This window comes from Flavobacterium palustre (genome assembly GCF_014639535.1).
Classification (GTDB): Bacteria; Bacteroidota; Bacteroidia; order Flavobacteriales; family Flavobacteriaceae; genus Flavobacterium; species Flavobacterium palustre.
The window spans coordinates 127,603-144,723 of the sequence record NZ_BMGA01000007.1; the positions used below are offsets into that span (position 1 = coordinate 127,603).

Annotated in this window: 13 protein-coding genes; 3 read left to right on the plus strand and 10 right to left on the minus strand. The window is 35.5% G+C overall.

The window, feature by feature from the left end; all coding sequences use genetic code 11:
• The first annotated feature begins 52 nt into the window (after nt 1–52).
• Nucleotides 53–277: a hypothetical protein gene (locus tag IEV84_RS13125; protein WP_229732688.1), complete on the plus strand. Its 225-nt coding sequence runs from the start codon at nt 53–55 to the stop codon at nt 275–277.
• Between the two features lie 74 nt (nt 278–351).
• On the opposite strand, the gene IEV84_RS13130 is transcribed toward IEV84_RS13125, so the two are convergent.
• A complete protein-coding gene (locus IEV84_RS13130) occupies nt 352–849 on the minus strand; it encodes a hypothetical protein (RefSeq protein WP_188494729.1) in 498 nt (165 codons plus the stop codon).
• Between the two features lie 234 nt (nt 850–1,083).
• On the opposite strand from IEV84_RS13130, the gene IEV84_RS13135 reads away from it, so the two are divergent.
• Nucleotides 1,084–1,947: a sigma-70 family RNA polymerase sigma factor gene (locus IEV84_RS13135; protein WP_007804760.1), complete on the plus strand. Its 864-nt coding sequence runs from the start codon at nt 1,084–1,086 to the stop codon at nt 1,945–1,947.
• Nucleotides 1,948–2,096: 149 nt separating this feature from the next.
• Nucleotides 2,097–2,759, plus strand: a complete 663-nt coding sequence (gene rpe, locus IEV84_RS13140) for a ribulose-phosphate 3-epimerase (RefSeq protein WP_188494730.1) — start codon at nt 2,097–2,099, stop codon at nt 2,757–2,759.
• A 184-nt stretch (nt 2,760–2,943) separates the two neighbouring features.
• On the opposite strand, the gene IEV84_RS13145 is transcribed toward rpe, so the two are convergent.
• From IEV84_RS13145 to IEV84_RS13185, 9 genes are all read right to left on the minus strand, one after another.
• Nucleotides 2,944–4,047, minus strand: coding sequence for a homoserine dehydrogenase family protein (locus IEV84_RS13145; protein ID WP_188494731.1), 1,104 nt, complete (start codon nt 4,045–4,047; stop codon nt 2,944–2,946).
• Nucleotides 4,048–4,128: 81 nt separating this feature from the next.
• Entirely contained in the window at nt 4,129–5,421 is a 1,293-nt protein-coding gene (locus IEV84_RS13150; protein ID WP_188494732.1) for an O-acetylhomoserine aminocarboxypropyltransferase/cysteine synthase family protein, read from the minus strand.
• Nucleotides 5,422–5,723: 302 nt separating this feature from the next.
• Complete coding sequence (locus IEV84_RS13155; RefSeq protein ID WP_188494733.1) at nt 5,724–6,584, minus strand: sulfite exporter TauE/SafE family protein; 861 nt, start codon at nt 6,582–6,584, stop codon at nt 5,724–5,726.
• Between the two features lie 418 nt (nt 6,585–7,002).
• Complete coding sequence (locus IEV84_RS13160) at nt 7,003–7,659, minus strand: hypothetical protein (protein WP_188494734.1); 657 nt, start codon at nt 7,657–7,659, stop codon at nt 7,003–7,005.
• A gap of 269 nt (nt 7,660–7,928) precedes the next feature.
• Nucleotides 7,929–9,011, minus strand: a complete 1,083-nt coding sequence (locus tag IEV84_RS13165; protein WP_188494735.1) for a formylglycine-generating enzyme family protein — start codon at nt 9,009–9,011, stop codon at nt 7,929–7,931.
• A 171-nt stretch (nt 9,012–9,182) separates the two neighbouring features.
• Nucleotides 9,183–10,823, minus strand: a complete 1,641-nt coding sequence (locus tag IEV84_RS13170) for an arylsulfatase (RefSeq protein WP_188494736.1) — start codon at nt 10,821–10,823, stop codon at nt 9,183–9,185.
• Nucleotides 10,824–10,849: 26 nt separating this feature from the next.
• The gene (locus IEV84_RS13175; protein ID WP_188494737.1) at nt 10,850–12,301 is read right to left on the minus strand and encodes a RagB/SusD family nutrient uptake outer membrane protein; all 1,452 of its coding nucleotides are present in this window, start codon (nt 12,299–12,301) and stop codon (nt 10,850–10,852) included.
• Between the two features lie 10 nt (nt 12,302–12,311).
• Entirely contained in the window at nt 12,312–15,359 is a 3,048-nt protein-coding gene (locus IEV84_RS13180; protein ID WP_188494738.1) for a SusC/RagA family TonB-linked outer membrane protein, read from the minus strand.
• Nucleotides 15,360–16,202: 843 nt separating this feature from the next.
• Nucleotides 16,203–17,099, minus strand: a complete 897-nt coding sequence (locus IEV84_RS13185) for a carbohydrate kinase family protein (RefSeq protein WP_188494739.1) — start codon at nt 17,097–17,099, stop codon at nt 16,203–16,205.
• Nucleotides 17,100–17,121 lie beyond the last annotated feature (22 nt).

Consider the following 17,121-nt stretch of genomic DNA (forward strand, 5'->3'; position numbering starts at 1 on the left):
TTGAAACAACAATTAACAACTCATTTTTATGGTGTCTAATAATCCCCTAGTTATGCCAAGATCATTCTCCTTTATTCGAAAAATAATCCTAAATCCATACATTGGAATTGCCGTTTCATTAGTTTTTATCATTCCAAACTTATACATCATTTTAGAAGACGTAACAGTGTTAAGAAAAGAATATTTTTTTCTGGCTATAGGAGTTATTTTATACATAAAATCACTTAGCAAAATATTTGACAATATTCTTGAACTGAATAAAAAGCTCTTCAAATAACTACAAAAAAAATCCCGCCTTGTTCTAAACTTGTTCTAAAAACGAGACAGGATTTATGCTACAAAAAAACAAGACTATTCTTTGTCTATATACGTTTTATTACCGTTTTTATTGATATAATATTTACCTCCTTTTGGACCGGTATATACTTTATGCCCGTTATAAGTACCTGTAACTTTATCCTTTGTTGCTGCCGCTTTTGTTTTTGCTGTTGTGGCTTTCTCTTTCATTCGGGCTTCTCTTTCAGCAGCATTATCCTTAGCTACCTGAGCTTTATTAGCCGACATATTCGTTCCTGCCTCTTTCTTAGCTTTTACTTCTTTTTTGGCTTTAGTAGCCAATTCCTCTTTTTTCTTTTCAGCCGCTTCTTTTTGGATTTTGGCTTCTTCTGTCAATTTCTTTTTCTTATCCACAGCGTTGGTCTCTTTTTCCTTAGCCGCCTGATCCGCTTTTTTCTTATCAGCTGCCAGTTTTTCCTTTTTCTCTTTCAAAACAGAGCTTCCAACAGCATCCTGTGCATAAAATTGACTTGAAAAAGCCACAAGTAAACAAAATAAAATCAGTTTTTTCATGATATGATACTTTTAAGATTAAGTACTAAATTTACTCAACTTTAAGATACAAAACACCGTTTTTACAAAAAAACACACTAAAAAGACAACTACAAACCATTAATTATCAATAACAAATCCGGTTTTTAGCTGTTGTTATTAAAATTATATAATTTTTTTACAAATTCTTGTAACTTTTCTACAACTCCTAACGTATAACAACTTGTACACTATAAAAATTAGGACAACAAAATCATGAGACAACTTAAAATTACCAAGCAGGTTACCAATCGTGAAACTGCTTCATTAGACAAATATCTACAAGAAATTGGAAAAGTTGACCTTATCACTGCTGACGAAGAAGTAGAATTAGCACAACGCATCAAAGCCGGAGATCAAAGAGCACTTGAAAAATTAACAAAAGCCAATTTGCGTTTCGTTGTTTCGGTAGCTAAACAATACCAAAATCAGGGATTAACATTACCTGATTTAATTAACGAAGGAAACTTGGGTTTGATTAAAGCAGCACAACGTTTTGATGAAACTCGTGGTTTCAAATTCATTTCGTATGCGGTATGGTGGATTCGTCAGTCTATTTTACAAGCTTTAGCTGAACAATCTCGTATTGTACGTTTGCCTTTAAATAAAATTGGTTCTATCAATAAAATCAACAAGATGTATGCTTTATTAGAGCAATCTAATGAGCGTCCGCCTTCTGCTGAAGAAATTGCGAAAGAACTGGACATGACTGTAAATGACGTAAAAGAGTCTATGAAAAACTCCGGTCGTCACTTATCTATGGATGCGCCTCTTGTTGAAGGTGAAGATTCTAACCTTTATGACGTATTGCGTTCTGGTGAATCTCCAAACCCGGACAGAGAATTAATACACGAATCATTGCGTACTGAAATCGAGCGTTCTTTAGAAACATTGACTCCAAGAGAAGCAGATGTGGTTCGTTTGTATTTTGGTCTTGGTGACCAACACCCAATGACTTTAGAAGAAATCGGAGAAACTTTCGACTTAACCCGTGAGCGTGTACGTCAGATTAAAGAGAAAGCAATCCGTAGATTGAAACATACTTCAAGAAGTAAAATCTTAAAAACTTATTTAGGTTAATCTTCTCATTAATCACCTTAAAAACTCCGGCTCAACACCGGAGTTTTTTATTACCCAATCTACTCAAAAACAAAGCATAAAGCGGCTTGCATAAAAGACATTTGATTTTGTACCTTTGCAAAAAAATTACAACACACAACACAACCAAAATGAAAAACACACTTATTGCCCCATCAGTATTAGCTGCTGATTTTGCCAATCTACAACGCGATATCGAAATGATTAATGCTAGTGAGGCTGACTGGTTTCACATTGACATCATGGACGGCGTTTTTGTTCCAAATATTTCTTTTGGAATGCCGGTTTTGGAAGCCATCAAAAGACATGCTACAAAAACGATCGACGTTCACCTGATGATTGTAGAACCGGACAAATACATCTCAACTTTTAAAAAACTGGGAGCTGATATCCTTACTGTTCACATTGAAGCCTGCCCTCATTTACACCGCACTATTCAGGCTATCAAAGCCGAAGGTATGAAAGCCGGAGTTTCATTAAATCCGCACACCAGCGTTGACTTACTGGAAGACGTGATTAACGATATCGATATGGTTTTAATTATGAGTGTTAACCCTGGTTTTGGAGGACAATCATTTATTGAAAATACTTATGCAAAAGTTCAAAAACTAAAAGCGTTGATTGATAAAAAAGGAGCTTCCACCATTATCGAAATTGACGGTGGGGTTACCAATAAAAATGCTGCAAAACTTGTAGAAGCCGGAGCTGATGTTCTGGTAGCCGGAAGTTATGTTTTTGGTGCTGCTGATCCAATTGCCACTGTAGCTGATTTAAAGAAAATCACTACTCTATAAAACAGAAATCCCAATCTTTAATAAAGATTGGGATTTTTTATAAAAACTGACTTTTTTACATCTGTAGGTTCTAATAACAGATGCGAATTGTTTAAAATGTATTTAAAAGCGGGATAATCAATATATCCTTAATTAAATAATTTCAGGCTACAGCAACTCCACAGTCTTAAATTCTCTCGCACATTTAAATCAATTCTAAAACAGTTTCTTTAATTTTAATTTTTTCAGCAAGTTCTAAAATATCGCTAAGGACTCTTCTGGCCGTAACCTGCCTCCCGGCGCCAGCTCCCTGAATCACAATAGGCGTTATATTGTTTTTAGTATAAATTTCAACCAAATTATCGGCTCCTTTAAGTTGGCCAATAACTGAATCCCTGGATACCGAAACAGGTTTTACTTCCAATTTCTTTTTGGTAATATCCAATTCGGCCACATAACGCAGCACATTATTTTCGGCCTGCGCCAATTTAGCTAATCTAAAAGGTTTGTCTAATAAGGACTTATTTCGGGCATAATCTGCTTTTGAGCTATTTTCATTCAGATTGGGAAGCAATAATGAAACGATTTTTACATCCGAAAAATCAAATTCGTTTTCGATTTCACGGGCTAAAATCAATAATTTTCGTGCTACATCATTTCCTGCTAAATCTTCACGGGAATCGGGTTCGGTCAAACCTAACTTTTCAGCATCTTTTAATATCGCCGAAAAATATTCTTCTTCATTCGAAAAACGATTGAAAATATAACTCAACGAACCAGAGAAAACACCCCTGATTTTAGTGATTTTTTCACCCGAAAAATGCAAATCACGGATGGTTTTTATCACAGGTAACCCCGCTCCTACCGTGGCTTCATACAAAAATTCTTTGTCGTGTTTTTTTAAAACCCTGCGCAGTTCTTTATAAAAATCAATATGCAGCGTATTAGCCTTTTTATTGGCAGCGACAATATTAAACCCGTTTTGGATCAACGGAATATAATTTTTAATAATCTCCGAACTCGCCGTAGCATCCACCGCAATTAAATTGTCTAATTTCTTTTTCCTGACATAATCCAAAATGTCCTGAAACTGATACGGAACTGCCCATTTGGTAAAATCGGCTTCCCATTTATTCTTCATTCCTTCTTCTTCAAAAAAAGCGATTGTTGAATTGGTTATTATCGGAAAACGCAAATCGATATTTCTCTTCTCCAGAAAAAATCGCTGGCTCTCAATAACCTGACTTAACAATTCGCTACCTATATTTCCAACTCCAAAAAGGATTACATTTACTCTTGTTGCTGACATGTTTTCTCTTTTATTGATTACTGTTTTTTTATAACTGCCCTCAACCAACCAATGAGGACAGTTAAATAAAAAACAACCTAACTAAACTAACTTTTCAACCGGAAGCTGTGCAAAAACAGCCTCTAAATCGGCTTTTAAATCTTCTATATCTTCTAATCCTACCGATAAACGGATTAAATCATTGGTAACTCCGGTAGCAATTTGTTCTTCATCTGACAATTGCTGATGTGTGGTGCTGGCAGGATGGATAATCAACGATTTGGTATCTCCAATATTTGCCAAAAGCGAAAATAATTTTACGCCATCAACCACTTTTTTAGCGGCTTCGAAACCTCCTTTAAGTCCAAAAGTTAAAACCCCGCTTTGTCCTTTTGGCAAATATTTCTGAGCCAGAATATATTGTCTGCTCACTTTCAACCCCGGATAATTTACCCATGCCACTTCTTTCTGCAATTCCAGCCATTGGGCTAATGCCAAAGCATTTTCACTATGTCTTTTAACACGAACAGCCAGTGTTTCTAATCCCTGAATAATCTGGAAAGCGTTAAACGGACTCAAAGCAGCACCATAATCGCGAAGCCCTTCAATACGTACTTTGGCAATGTAAGCGGCGTTACCCAAAACTTCGTGATAAACCAAACCGTGATAGCCCGGAGACGGCTCTGTAAATTCAGGGAATTTACCATTACTCCAGTCAAAATTTCCGGCATCGATAATAACACCGCCTAGTGAAGTTCCGTTACCCGAAATGTATTTGGTCAACGAATGAATCACAATATTGGCTCCGTACTCAATTGGGTTTAATAAATAAGGCGATGCCACGGTATTGTCAACAATAAAAGGCACTTTAAATTGTTGGGCTACCGCCGAAATTGCTTTTAAGTCTAAGACATCCAGTTTTGGGTTCCCTAAACTCTCTGCAAAAAACACCCTGGTATTTTCTTTGGCGGCATTAATAAAATTAGACGGCTCGGAAGCATCTACAAAAGTGGTTGTAATACCTAATCTTGGCAGCGTTACTTTTAGCAAATTATAGGTTCCTCCGTACAAACTGTTAGAAGCCACAATATGGTCTCCCGCTTTAAGCAAAACCAGTAAAGCCGTTGCTATAGCTGATGTCCCTGAGGCAGTAACTACTGCACCAATACCTCCTTCGAGTTTTGCTAAGCGTTGTTCTAAAATATCATTTGTAGGGTTATTTAATCGCGTGTAAATAAATCCTGCTTCAGCCAGACTGAAAAGATTTGCAGCCTGATCTGAGTTATTGAATACGTAAGAACTGGTTTGGTAAATGGGTACAGCTCTTGTCCCTGCGTTTTTTGTTACGTCGTGTCCTGCGTGTAATGCGTTTGTTTCAAATTTTTGAGTACTCATGATAATATGTTTTAAAGTTTTTAAACTATTTATTTTATTCTTATTGAAATTGATTTATAAAAAAAGTCCTTTTGGAAAGCTTACCAAAAGGACTTGAAATTCATAGTTGTACTATGATTACTTCTTTCGCTTAAGGCAATAGCTGTGCGTGCTGCACATTGGCATCATACAACACATATTCATTTTTTTTGTTACTATTTTCATCTCTGTTCTATTTTAAATTTTTAAAAAATGCCTTTTCAAGCCAAACTACTTAATCTATAAAATTAGTCTCTACTTGTTACTAATAAAATTGAAATCCATTATAAAAGGACTTTTGAAAGTGTATAAAGTGAAGTTAATATAATTAAAACCCCAACAGTTATCATGAGTGTTTTTACAGGTAATTTACTGGCGATGTAAGCTCCAACAGGCGCCGCTAATGTACCACCAACTATCAGTCCTAAAATAATTTGCCAACTTTGGATACCAGTAAAATAAATCAGAATACCTGCACTAACATAGGTTATAAAAAATTCTGCGGTGTTTACTGTTCCTATTACTGTACTAGGTGTATGTCCTTCTTTTATTAAATTAGAAGTAACAATAGGTCCCCAACCTCCGCCGCCAATAGCGTCCAAAAAACCTCCGAAAAGAGCATAAATAGGTGCTTTTTTCAAATCCGATTTTCCGGCAACTTTTTTCTTAAAAGCTTTAGAAATAATAATTGCACCCAAAACAAGTAAATAGAAACTAACAAACGGTTTTATAAATTCTCCATCAATAACTGAACCCAACAAATAGGAACCAACGGAAGCACTCAAAACACCAGGGATTATTATCTTTAAAAATAATGCTTTGTTAAAATTACCAAACTTAATATGCGAAAGTCCGGATACTCCTGTAGTAAAAACTTCTGCCGTGTGAACTGCTGCTGAAGCTAATCTAGGAGAAAGCCCAAAACCTAGTAAAACAGAATTTGAAGTAACACCATAAGCCATTCCTAAAGCACCATCCACTATTTGAGCTAAAAATCCCGCTAGTAAAAACCAAAAAAAAGTTTGATTGAATGTTAAATCTTCTGCCGAAGCGTTGGGTAAATACTTGATCAGTACAACTGAAATCAACAAAAGTTTTAATGTTACAATGACTACTGAAATATGTCTTAATTTAATTTTTTCCATTTTTAATCTGTTAGTTTTTTAATTGAAAAGTTTCTAATCAGATTTACAGAACTGATTATTCCTAATTTTGATACAAACGTACAAAAATGTTTTATAAATTCTATAGAAATAGTAGAATTATTTTTAATAAAAAGAATAAAGCCTTAAAAAACGATAGCTTAACAGCTATTTATCTTTTGCAAAAGAGACAAAAAACAGCAATTTATTTATCATAAATTCTATATAAACTAAATGAACCGATTAGATTAAAGCAAAAACAAAATAGCTTACGATAAAAAAGCCCAAGAACTAATTTCCTTGGGCTTCGTTACTTTTTATTTTTTTCCGGATTTTAATTTCCAGAGGGTTTCTATAAACGCATCCACATTCTGAGTAGTGTTGCAAAAGGTTCAAAATTATTTCAGAAAATATATACCACTCAATTCTTAAATCGTATTATCTTCAAATTTGCAAATTTTCCACCTGAATTATCGCCTACAAAAAGACCTATTTTTCCATCCGAAAAAGCACTCAATCGTTTTACACGAAGTACCGGATTAAGATTTTTTTCAACAAAAACAGTTACTTCTGTAGCACTAATTTCGATTCGGGCATGAAACCATTCGTTAGGATTTGGAGCATTGGGAATCTTTTTTTCAAATTCGGCATTTCTTTCTTTTCTTAATTTTTCCCAAGTAAAATCAGCATGGGCAATATACTGTACCGCATGAATTCGCCGCACGGAATCTTGGGCATGAAAATTAAATGGTCTAAAATAAACCGCTTCATAAATAGAATCATTTTGACCGTGAAAAGCAATTCCAAGAAAACTTTTTTGAAAAATATCCTGTCCTTTCATATCAATTTCAATAATTCCATTTGAAAAATTTTGGTCTTGAAGCCAGACAATGCCTTCTCCACTTTTCTCATTGATTTCTAAACCTTTGTATTTTGTTTCAACAAAAGGATGAACTAACCGATTTAAAACGAAAAGCCTGTTCTTTCTAACTTCCATATTCAAATTTATTTTCTTAGTCTGAGCCAAACTAGCTTCAACAGAAAGCAAGACAACTAAGAATAACAGCTTTTTTTTCATAGTTTAAAAAAAAAATCATTGTTGCACGATAAAAAACATAAATCAAATTTGATCTTACTGTTAACAGCTCGCTCCTCTGGAGCTTGTTTTTGACGATTCTCTTTTTCTACAAACAGAACGTCCCGATGGGACTATAAACAGCTCCGTTAGGAGCGAAATGTTTGTAGAAAATGGTGTTTCTTTATAAACAAAGCTCCAGAGGAGCGACCTAATTGATTATTCATCAAGTTTAATCAGACAACAATAAAAAAATTATACAATTAAAAATCTTATTCCACATCCTTAACACAACGAAACCCCAAGTGATTACAAGCACTAGTCGTTTCTCCTTTACCACGGCTTCCGGCAACATAGCGGATACAATATTGGTCACTGCACAAATAAGAGCCGCCTCTTTGCACATGTTTTTCTACTCCGGGTTCTTCGGGATCATTACTTATTGAAGGTCCTTGAGGATTAGCATTAGTACTGTTTTTATAATAATCATCACTATATAAATCATTACACCATTCCCAGACATTTCCTTCCAAATCATAGATTCCATAAGGATTTTTAGGAAAAGATTTTACCGGAGCTGCTGCTGCAAAACCGTCTTCGACTGTATTATTATTTGGAAAAGTTCCCTGAAAAATATTAGCCTGCCATTTTCCATCAGGTTTGAGTTCGCTTCCCCAATAATATTTGGTATGTGGTCTTCCGGCTCTGGCTGCAAACTCCCATTCGGCCTCTGTAGGCAATCGTTTTCCCGCCCATTCGGCATAGGCCTTGGCATCCAGATAACTCACTTGCACCACAGGATTATTTTCGAGTCCGATAATATTACTTTCCGGTCCACTGGGATGTTGCCAACTCGCACCCGGAACATATTGCCACCATTGTTGAATATTTGCTAATGAAACTTTATCCGCAGGAGGAGAAAACACTGCCGAACCCGGTACTAAATTTTCAACAGGAACCCCGGGATAATCCTTTGGATCCAATGGTCTTTCGGCTATGGTCACATAATTTGTAGCTTTCACAAAAGCGGCAAATTGAGCATTGGTTACCTCATGTTCATCAATCCAATAGCCTTTTACACTTACTTTATGAACGGGTTTTGCATCAGGATAATCTTCGGTTCCCATATTAAATTCTCCTCCTGAAACCCAAACCATTCCGTCGGTGGAAGTTGTTTTATTCTCTTTAACTTTTTTCGAAACAGATTGTAATAATAAGGATTTCTTAGAAGTATTGGCTTTGCACATTGCTTCGCAACTTGTAGCAGAAACTACAGCAACCGCCTTATTTTCCTGAGCAAAACCTGAGTACAAACCACTTAAAAGTACTCCTATTATTAAACTATGTATTTTCATATCTACATCTTTTTGGTTGCCTGTTCGACTAACCATATTATTTTGAATATAACCCAAAATCAACAAAACACAGTAAAAGGGGCAACCGAAGCAGCCCCTTTTTACTAACTAAAACAAACCAAAACCAATATTAGTTCCAATCCAAAAAAGAATTCTTTTATTGAAATAATATTATTTTTTTGCGGCTGCACCAGGAATCAATTCATTCCCCGGTCTTATCTTGCTATATTCTACTACGCCTGTTTTATTAGCCCAATCAAAATATTTAGCAGAAAGATCATTGACAATCGCTTCATTTTTTTGTGCCACATTCGTTGTTTCCCCTCTATCCGATTCCAAATCATACAATTCCCATTGATAAGACGGATAAATAGAAACCAACTTCCATTTGCCTTCTCTAACTGCTCTGTTTCCTGCTCTTTCCCAGAATATTGGCGCACCACGATTTACTTCGGAAGCACCATCTAATAAAACCGGTAACAAACTTTTTCCTGCTAACGGATTTGATTTTACGCCGTTCAATTCTTTTGGATATTGAATTCCTGCCAATTCGTAGAAAGTTGGTGCTAAATCAATCAAATGTCCAGTTCCTTTATCAATTCGGCCTGCTTTAATTTTTGATGGATACCAGGCGATAAAAGGAGAACTGAAGCCGCCTTCATGCATGTTATTTTTATAATCCTGCAAAGGCGTATTAGACAAATAAGCCCAGTTTTGCTCTTGGTAATCAAAGGAACCTGAAGTTCCAACAGGTCCGCTGTTTTTCACCAAGCCTCTTCTTAAAGGATTGTAAGTATTAAAACCACCTTGCGCACCATTATCAGATATAAAAACAATCAAAGTATTTTTGTCTTTCTTCAAAGCTTTTAATTTCTCCAATACTTTCCCCACGTTTTGATCCATATTATCCACCATGGCTGCATACACTTCCATTTTAGCTTTCCAAAATTGCTTTTCATCATAGGTCAACTTATTCCATTCCGGCACTTCAGGATCTCTTGGAGCGATGGTTTGGTTTTCCAATAAAATGCCGTTTTCTTTTAATTTCTGAATTCTTTTCTCTCTTAACACATCCCAGCCTTCATCAAATTTGCCTCTGTATTTAGCAATATCAACCGGTTTTGCCTGTAATGGCCAGTGAGGAGCAGTAAAAGCTAAATACAAAAAGAAAGGTTTATTTTCTTTGTTTTGTTCGTCCAAAAATTGCACCGCATTATTCCCAATTTCATCTGTAAAATAATAGGAATCGGCTTTTGGATGCAGTTCTTCATTATTTCGAATTAAAGCCACAGGATAAGGTGTTTTTCCAAAAGGTAATCCATCAGTATTAAAATAATTTGCCCCTCCTTTTAAAATTCCATAAAACTTATCAAACCCTCTTTGATTTGGCCATTGAGCTTTATCTTCGGAACCTACGTGCCATTTTCCTGACATTAAAGTGCTGTAACCTCCTGAACGGAAAACCTCTCCCAAGGTCAAAGATTCTTTGTTCAAATAACCCTGATAAGCAGGTAATCCTAAATTCACATCAAAATAACCAACTCCCGCTTTGTGCTGATACTGCCCTGTTAAAAGCGAAGCTCTTGTAGGAGCGCAGATAGAATTATTGTAAAACTCGCGTAAACGTGTTCCTTCTTTGGCTAATTTATCCAAATTGGGAGTACTAATTTCTGAACCATAATTCCCTAAGTCAGAATAGCCCATATCGTCCACCATAATCAAAACAATGTTTGGTTTTGAAGTTGCAGTTTGCGCCTGACTAAAAAAGCCAAAAGCGAATAAAAGTGGTATTGCAATAATCGTTTTTTTCATTTTATCTTAATTTAATAGTTATCTAATTATAATTTCCAAGCTGGTATTTGATCCAAATTGGGGTTTAAATCCAATTCTCTTTGTGGTATTGGAAAATGAATGTGTTTAGGCTGTGCATTGGTTTTTCCCGCTGCTTTTAATTTGGCTACAAAATAATCAGAACCTCTTCTGGCTAAATCAAACCAACGCTGGTATTCAAATACCAATTCTTTTCTTCTTTCTTCAAAAACGGCCTCTCTAAAATCATCTTTCGATAATGTTGGTGAAATAACCGATAACAAAGGAATCCCCGCTCTTTCTCTCACACGGTCAATGGCTTCATAAGCTGCTGCGGTTGGTCCGTTTTGGTATTCATTTGCTGCTTCGGCATAGATTAACAATACTTCTGCAAATCGGATAATTGGTGTGTTTTTTGAAGACTGTCCCGGTGAAGCTGGTGTTGTTGGATCAAAATATTTATTAAAATGCGGAGTCGTTGTATAAGTTTGTCCATTGGTTGGACTTACATATTGAGTGGCAAAAGTGATATACTTTCGTTTGTCATTCTCTGCAAAAGATTCAAAAAGTCCTCCCGCCGTATGCAAAGCATCTGCCTGATCGCCAGCAATTCCCGGCACTGAAGTAGGAGCCGATGTAGAAGCCAACATATTTCCATTCCAGTTAGAAAGCCCTTTAAATTGTGCGGAATAAATATGTTCTTTACCATTTTTAGTAGCTACATTAAAAACATCAGCATAATTTTCGAATAAATCATAGACCTCACTATCAATCACTTCTTTACTTTTTTCTGCTGCCAGTTGCCACTTTTTTTGCGTCAAATAGACTTTAGACAAAATACTTTTGGCAGCACCAGATGTTGGTCTTCCGTTAATTTGCTGTACCACAGGCAATGCTTCGGCATCCAATAAATCAGTTTCAATTTGGGCATAAACAGCCGCTTCCGGAGTATTGCTAACATTCAAAGCTTCGGCAGATAAAGTGGTCGTTTCATGTAAAACCAATGGTACATTTCCAAACCATCGCACAATATTGAAATACAATACGGCTCTTAAAAACTTCGCTTCGTTAACCAAATCCTGATCTTTTTGTGAATTCAAATTTGGATTTTTCGAAATGTTATCAATCGCAATATTCGCCCGGTTAATTCCGTCGTAACTTTGACGCCAAAGTTCCAGCATACGGTCATTTGAGGCATCGTGCGTCAGATTAGACAACGCTCTAACATGCGCATTTCTGGCACGCGGTCCTGCTTCGTAATCATCCGTAGCCATTTCTGTCGAAATCTGAATTAAACGATTGTACAAAGTATGCGTACCACTGTTCATCGCGTTATGAATGGCAATTACCGCCGCTTCAGCATCTTCGGTTGTTTTATAAAAATTATTTGCTGCAATAAATGCTTTTGGATCTTCGTCCAATGAATTACAAGCACTGATTGTAAAAAGAATCAGTAAACTTAATATGCTTATTTTTTTCATGCTATTTCTTTTAGAATGTTACACTTAAACCAGCCGAAATACTTTTAGCTGTTGGATAAATTCCGGTATCTGTTCCCGGAGAAATTGAACTTCCGTTAGTTACTTCAGGGTCAAATCCACTGTAATTGGTAAATGTGATTAGATTTTCTCCTACCAGTCTCAATTTCACAGCAGCCAATTTGAATTTATCTATTAATGCTTTAGGGAAATTATAGCTCAGTGTGATGTTTTTAAATCGGACAAAAGAACCGTCTTCTACAAATCGATTTGAAAATACCGGTGCAGGATCTAATTTAGCACGAGGCGTAGTGGTACTTGGATTTGTTGGTGTCCAGGCATCTAAAGCCGAAGTGGAAGCATTTTGCTGTCCGTTGAATAATTCTAATGCCTGCGCATTTCCGTTTAGGATATCATTCCCTACAGAACCCTGAAGTATTATTCCTAATTCAAAATTTCTAAAGTTGAAATTATTCGTGAATCCAAAAGTAAAATCCGGCTGTGCATTACCAATAGTTGTTCTGTCAGCAGCAGTTGTAAAAGCGCCGTCGCCATTGATGTCTTTATACAAACGGTCACCAGCTTTTGGAGTTGCATTTCCTGTAAAAACGCCTTTGGTTGCTACATCAGCAGTTTGCAAAATTCCATCCGTTACTGCTCCATAAAATGAACCTAATGGATCACCTACTTTTAAAATGTAATTTCCAAAAGTGTAGAATTCAGCATCATTACCTAAAGCCAAAACTTTATTTTTGTTGAAGGCAATATTAAAATTAGAGGTCCATGCAAAATCGCCGTTGCTTAAAGAAGTATTAATTCCTAACTCGATTCCCTGATTTTGCACCGAACCAAAATTTTGCAAAGAAGAGGTAAACCCGCTGGTATATGGAATTTGAACGTCTAACAATAAATTCTTAGTCGTTTTGCGGTAAGCATCCAGCGTTAGAAACACTTTATTGTTGAAAATGCCTAAGTCAATTCCGGCATCAAACTGGTTTGTTAATTCCCATCCTAAATCGTCATTTGCAATTCTTGTTGGCGTAAATCCGGTATAAATTTGGTCACCAAAAAGATACTTTACACTACTCAATGTTGACAACGATTGGTATTCCCCAATTTCCTGATTTCCTGTTGAACCGTAGCTCGTCCTGAATTTCAAACTGTTAATTACATCAGACAACGGACTAAAAAAGTTTTCTCTGTCTATTTGCCAGGCCGCTGCCACAGAAGGAAAATAGCCCCATTTATTGTTTTTCCCAAATCGGGAAGAACCATCAGCTCTTATACTTGCTGTAAAATAATATTTGGAATCATAGTTATAATTCAGCCTCGACAGGTACGAATTCAACGCCCATTTACTTTCACCCGAAGTAGGAATCAATGCCAAATTACCGCTTTGCAAACTATTATTTGATGTCACATCATTCACAAATTGTTGCGAACCTGTAGTTACAAAATCTCTGGTAGAACTTTGCTGTGTATAACCTGCCAAAAGGTTAAAACTATGTACATCTGAAAACACTTTAGTGTAGGTTAAGGTATTCTCGTTCAGCCATGTTTTGCTGTTACTGTTTCCTATTTTGGCTTCTCCATTAGTAATTAAACCTTCATAAATTGTCGAAGGAATATAAGTACTCTCTTTGTTAGCCAGGAGATCAGCTCCAAAAGAAACTTTGAACACCAAATTTTCCAGAATATCATATTCGCCAAAAACGGTTCCTAAAATCCTTGTGTTTACTGCTTTATTTTTGCGTTCGTTTAGAGTAGCAATTGGGTTTGAGAATATATTTTCAAAAGGATTTCTCAAGGTATAACTACCATCAGCTTCATAAATGGTAGCAGTAGGAGGCATACTTAACAAAGCGGTAATTAATCCGGAAGGAGCAACTTTTGATGTAGTTTCAGCTACAGATAGATTGACTCCGAATCTTGATTTATCACTTAGTTTTGAATTCAGATTAATTCGACCACTCAAGCGTTCAAAACCAGTATTTTTTATAATTCCTTCCTGATTGAAATAGTTTCCGGAAATAGCATATTTTGTTTGGTTATTTCCACCCGAAACACTCAATTGATGATTTTGGGTTTGCGCAGTTCTAAAAGCGGCATCCTGCCAATCTACTCCTTTTCCTAATTGTGCAATTTGAGCATCCGACAGGTATTGATTCGTTCCTCCCGCCGGATTTGTATCGTATAAAGCGGCATTTCTAAGTCTTGAAAAACCTGCAGCATCTAATACGGATACTTTTTTACGAACTTCCTGTTGCCCTAAAGAGTAATCGTAGTTTACAGCCATAATATTCGATTTTCCTTTTTTAGTAGTGACAATCACTACGCCATTAGCTCCTCTGGAACCGTAAATAGCAGTTGATGAAGCATCTTTTAAAACCGTAATCGATTCAATATCTGCCGGATTGATGGCAGAAAGGGGATTTGTCGGACTACCGCTCAAAACTCCTGAAGTAACATCTGAATTGTAAATTGGAAAACCATCAATAACATAAAGCGGCTCGTTTCCTCCTTGTATAGAACTTCCTCCACGAACCCTAATACTCAATCCGGATCCCGGTTGTCCTGATGTTTGAGTCACATTGACACCAGCAACCGATCCTTGAAGCGCACTCTCTAAACTGCGCTGAGTAGATTTTAAGGCTTGAGTAGAAACGGTTTCGGCTGCTCCGGTATAATCTTTTTTCGAAGTAGTTCCGTAACCTATAACTACTACTTCATTTAGTTCCTTTACATCTTCTTTTAGTACAATTTGTATGAACTTGTCATTTACAATTTGCTCTTTATTTATATAACCTATAGAACTAACTACTAATATATAGGGGAAACTTTGGCCTGTTTGAAAACTAAATTTTCCGTCTAAATCAGTAATAACACTATGGGTAATTCCTTTAATTTGAACAGTAACACCAGGAATGGGTTGTTTTGTAACTTGATCTATAACCACACCATCCAGGGTTGAATTTATTTTGGGTTTTGTGCTCTGTGCATTAATCCCTATTGAGACTAGAAAAACTCCCAGCCATAAAAGTATATTTAATATTTTTTTCATTACTTTGTTTTAGTTTAAATAATAAGGAGCCTGAAGGCTGATTTTATCAACTTTCTTTTTTCCTTTTTTGAGATGAACATTTCTTTTTAAACTTCGCCATTTCTGTTGCCACAGAAATGGCTTTTTTTATTTACAACACATTAACTTCATTTCTTTTATTTTTTGATTAGTACTATTTTGATATTTTTTAGATTCAAAAAGAATATAATTTTTCTATACCCTAAGAAACGATCTTTAGATCTTCAATAGCATTTCTTATATACTTTTACCACTAAATTTTTGTGTAATTCTTCTTTTAAAAATGGGTTGGTTTTGTTTAATAATTCCAAGTTCTTTTTAACCTTAAATATAACTTATACAAAACCCAATAAGCCCAAGCTTATAAAACGCTAACAGCAACAACACATTCGTCCAGGATTGACGAATACCGGTTTTAATTGCATGATCAAAAAAGAGGTGTTTTTGATAGTTTTCAAAGCGTCTGTTTTTATTAATGATTATCGTTTTTTAAATTCTACTAATTCGATAGACAAAGTTAAGTTAAAATTCAAACTGACCAAACGAAAACTTAATTTTTTTTTAAAACAAACTACTGACTGTCCTTACAGAGGGCACACTAACAAACAGCAAACAATTTAAAAAACAACAACTTACACTTTGAAATATATTCAAAAAAAAGAATCTAATTGGCAAATTAAAACCAAAAAGCCAATTACAGAGAAGTAAAAAACCTATTCTTTATAGTATTTGTAAAAAAAATAGGAAATAAAAAAAGGGATAATCCCTCAAAAAAGATTATCCCAACAATAACACACCTAGAATTTAAAAATTCTGGCGCTAATTTCAAACCATCATAAACTTTTTGATTTCTTTATTCGAAATTTTAGGATTAGCTCCTTCATGCCCTGCAACTAAAGCTCCAATAGCACAGGCATAATTCAAAGATTTCTGCGGTGATTTTCCTTTCATTAATCTTAAAATCAGAGTCGCCAAAAAAGAATCTCCGGCTCCAACGGTATCCACCACTTTTATAAAATAACCGCTATTGTAATAAAACTTATCATTGTAATACAAAACAGCTCCAAAGGCTCCTTTGGTTACACAAATTTGTTTGGTATTGGTTCTTTCGGCAATGAATTTAATATTTTGCTCAAAAGAATTGTACGGAGATTCTAATTTCTGACTGATTTCATACAATTCTTCGTCATTAAGCTTGATAAAATCAGCCTTTGACATTAATTCGATAAGTACTTCTGTTGTGTAATAAGGAGCTCTCAAATTAGCGTCTAAAATTTTATATTTTGCCTTTTCCAAAAGACCGTATAATGTTGATCTGGAAACCTCATCACGGCAAATCAAACTTCCAAAAACAAAGGCATCTGCTTCAGAAACTTTTTTATCCATTTCTTTTGTTGGTACAATTTTATCCCAGGAAGAAGGATAATGAATATCATAAGAAGCATTTCCTTTATCATTAATCATAACATGAACTACTCCACTCATATAATCCGAATCCACTTGTATAGCATCGGAACTCATATTGTGGTCTTCGATGTATTTAACTATATCCTGGCCATTTTCATCATTACCAATTTTACTTATTATTGTTGAAGAAACTCCCAGAGAATTCATTCTCAATGCTACATTTAAAGGTGCTCCGCCAATTTTTTTATGCGTTGGAAAAACATCCCATAAAACTTCTCCAAAGCAAACCACATTCAATCCGTGTTTTTTATTCATCTTTTAAATCTTTAAATTCTAA

Coding starts and splice junctions, on each gene's coding strand:
- IEV84_RS13170 (WP_188494736.1), bottom strand. CDS start 10,823: ATGAAAAAAACGATTATTGCAATACCACTTTTATTCGCTTTTGGCTTT.
- IEV84_RS13155 (WP_188494733.1), bottom strand. CDS start 6,584: ATGGAAAAAATTAAATTAAGACATATTTCAGTAGTCATTGTAACATTA.
- IEV84_RS13135 (WP_007804760.1), top strand. CDS start 1,084: ATGAGACAACTTAAAATTACCAAGCAGGTTACCAATCGTGAAACTGCT.
- IEV84_RS13130 (WP_188494729.1), bottom strand. CDS start 849: ATGAAAAAACTGATTTTATTTTGTTTACTTGTGGCTTTTTCAAGTCAA.
- IEV84_RS13150 (WP_188494732.1), bottom strand. CDS start 5,421: ATGAGTACTCAAAAATTTGAAACAAACGCATTACACGCAGGACACGAC.
- IEV84_RS13165 (WP_188494735.1), bottom strand. CDS start 9,011: ATGAAAATACATAGTTTAATAATAGGAGTACTTTTAAGTGGTTTGTAC.
- IEV84_RS13175 (WP_188494737.1), bottom strand. CDS start 12,301: ATGAAAAAAATAAGCATATTAAGTTTACTGATTCTTTTTACAATCAGT.
- IEV84_RS13160 (WP_188494734.1), bottom strand. CDS start 7,659: ATGAAAAAAAAGCTGTTATTCTTAGTTGTCTTGCTTTCTGTTGAAGCT.
- IEV84_RS13145 (WP_188494731.1), bottom strand. CDS start 4,047: ATGTCAGCAACAAGAGTAAATGTAATCCTTTTTGGAGTTGGAAATATA.
- rpe (WP_188494730.1), top strand. CDS start 2,097: ATGAAAAACACACTTATTGCCCCATCAGTATTAGCTGCTGATTTTGCC.
- IEV84_RS13125 (WP_229732688.1), top strand. CDS start 53: ATGCCAAGATCATTCTCCTTTATTCGAAAAATAATCCTAAATCCATAC.
- IEV84_RS13185 (WP_188494739.1), bottom strand. CDS start 17,099: ATGAATAAAAAACACGGATTGAATGTGGTTTGCTTTGGAGAAGTTTTA.
- IEV84_RS13180 (WP_188494738.1), bottom strand. CDS start 15,359: ATGAAAAAAATATTAAATATACTTTTATGGCTGGGAGTTTTTCTAGTC.